The organism is Streptomyces sp. PU-14G, from assembly GCF_041028275.1.
Lineage (GTDB): Bacteria > Actinomycetota > Actinomycetes > Streptomycetales > Streptomycetaceae > Streptomyces.
On sequence record NZ_JASKYT010000617.1, the window covers coordinates 1 to 2,642 of the forward strand.

2 protein-coding genes are annotated in these 2,642 nt (G+C 75.9%); both read left to right on the top strand.

Going from position 1 to position 2,642, the window contains the following annotated elements:
- The first annotated feature begins 419 nt into the window (after positions 1-419).
- Positions 420-1,163: a hypothetical protein gene (locus tag AB8Z75_RS34070; protein WP_369208882.1), complete on the top strand. Its 744-nt coding sequence runs from the start codon at positions 420-422 to the stop codon at positions 1,161-1,163.
- A gap of 352 nt (positions 1,164-1,515) precedes the next feature.
- Positions 1,516-2,642 (top strand): hypothetical protein (locus AB8Z75_RS34075; RefSeq protein WP_369208884.1); only part of this gene is annotated, 1,127 nt, incomplete at its 3' end.

Sequence of the window (2,642 nt, forward strand, 5' to 3'; positions counted from 1 at the left end):
GGTCATGGTGGCTCCGGGGGTCGGTACGGATGGGGACGCGGGTGTACGTCCCCGCATCGCCGACCAGACTTCCCGGCACACCTATGAAGATTTTGGCGTGATCCTGACGCCGCGCTGACACCGTACTCGGGTGGACCCGTCCGTGCATACCAGGCCATGGGCGCGGCACCGGCAAACGGAGCACATCCTTCCGGAACCGGGCGCGACCCGGTACGAACTCCCCGCACGGCGAGGCCGCATGGCCCCGGAACCGCCTTGAGGGGGTGGGGGGGTGTTGATACTGTGCCTTGGATTTACATGGCGTAAGCGCCTGCCGGAACCTGGGGGAGGGACCGGCTCGGCGGTGGGGGGCAGGTTCTCGTTGTGACACGTTCGACGTGCGGCGCACAAGCCCACGCACAAGCCACGGGGGTGGTGAGGTGAAGACCCAGGAGCGAGGCGCCGCCGGAGGTGGACGTACGGCCGCCCTTCCCGCTCCGGGCGGCGACCGGCTGCCCTCGGCACCCCGCGAACGCAAGCCGGCGCTCGCCGCGCTGGCCGTCCTCCTCGTCCTGCTCGGCGCGCTCGGCGCGACCGTCCTGGTGATGCGGGCCGGTGACCGGGTCGAGGCCGTCGCCCTGACCAAGCGGGTGCCCCGCGGCCAGCCCGTCCCGCAGTCGGCGATCAAGTCGGTGATGGTCGCAGAGGACAGCGAGATCGAGTATGTGCGCTGGGAGCAGCGCGGCCTGCTCACCAAGTACCGCACCGCGACCGACCTGGTCGACGGCACCGTGCTGGTCGGCAGCATGCTCACCAAGGAGAAGGGCCTCGAGCCCGGCAAGGCCGTGGTCGGGCTGTCCCTCAAGAGCGGGCAGTACCCGCCGCGGCTGGAGGAGGGCGACACCGTCTCCGCCTACCAGGTGGGGCGCAGCGCCTCCTCGGGCGGGGACGGCGGCTCCGACGACGAGACGGAAGGCGGCAGCGGCAGCCGCGGCGGTGGCAGTGCGGCGCTCGCCGAGGGGGTGCGGGTGCAGTCGATCAGCAAGGACGGCGGCGACTCGGTCGCCTCCAGCGGCAACCTGCCCGTCTCGGTCGTCGTGGACAAGAGCGACGTCGCGCGGCTGACCGCCGCGGCCTCCAACGGGGAGGTCTCCCTCGTGCTCGACTCCGGCAGCGGCGGCTGACGGGCCCGCAGGAGCCTGCCGTGACCGCCCACCGGCTCCCGCCAGGACCGCACCCGCCGGCCTTGGCCCGGTGCGCCCGCCGTGGAACCGCCCCGCGCGGTGGTGTCGTCGTCCGCTACGGCACCACGGGAACGTACGGCACGGGCACGTACGGCACGCGGCCGGTAGGGCACGCACGGCACGTGCGCGGGGCCGAGGCGCACGGCACGGGGCCGTGGCGCACGGGGCGCGGGCTGCGGCCTTCGGCCGGGAGCCCCGGACGTACGGGCATCGCGGTACCGGCCACCAGGCCGCACAGACGTTCCGACGAGAAGCCGGAAGAGCCGACAGAGTCGAGGAAGGGCGTAGCCGGATGGCGCTGATCGCACTCGCCGCCGACAAGGGGGCACCGGGGGTCACCACGGCCGCCGTCGCCCTCGCGGCGGTGTGGCCGCGTCGCGCGCTGCTGGCCGAGGCGGACACCGCCGGCGGTGACCTCGTCTACCGCAGCCCCGGCACGGACGGCCGGCCACTCGACCCCAACACCGGCATGCTCTCGCTCGCCGCCGCCGCGCGCCGAGGCCTCGCCCCCGAACAGCTCTGGGACCACGCGCAGCGGCTGTCCGGCGGGCTCGACGTGCTCGTGGGGCTCGGCAACGCCGAGCAGTCGGCCGGGCTGGCGGGCCAGTGGGACACCGTCGGGCGCGCCTTCGCGACCCTCGCCGACACCCCGCACCCGCAACTGGCGGCCGACGTCATCGCCGACTGCGGGCGCATCGGACCCGAGGCGGCCTCGGTGGCGCTCTTCCCGCACGCCGCGCTGGTGCTGCTGATCGCGCGGGGCGAGCCGGAGCAGATCGCGCGCGTACGGGACCGCGCGCTGGCCCTCGCCGCGCGGTTGCACGGGCCGCAGCGCGGCATGGGGCAGCTCGCCCAGCCGCTGATCGGGGTGCTGTTGGTCACCGAGGCGCAGGGCGCCTCCAAGGTCGCGAGCCAGGTCAACGACATGCTGGTCGCCTCCCGTGCCGGTGCGCGGGTCGTCGGCGTGCTCGCCCACGACCCGGCGGGCGCCGAGCAGTTGGCGGGCCGCCGCCGGGGGCGCGTGGACCGCTCCCTGCTGGTGCGCTCGGTCCGCAAGGTCGCCACCGACCTCCACCAGCAGTACGCCGCCTCCTGGACGGCGGGCTCCCCCGCACGCCACCCGTCGCCGGGGCTCTCGCCGGGTGCCGCGCAGCGGGCGGGCGCCGCGGCCCCTCCGGCGGCGCCGGGTGTGATGCCGGGCGCGGACACCGGCGCGCCGGCCGCACCGCCCCACCGGCAGCAGCCGCCCCAGGGCCCGTACGGCGGGCAGCAGGTGTGGACGCCTGCCGCCCCCGGCCCCGCTCCTGCCGCTCCCCGCCCCGCTTCGGGCGCCCCCGGTCCCGCTCCGGCGGCGGAGGCCCCCCAGGCCACCCAGGGCCCACCGGCCGCCCAGGGCCCACGGGCCGCTCAGGCTCCACG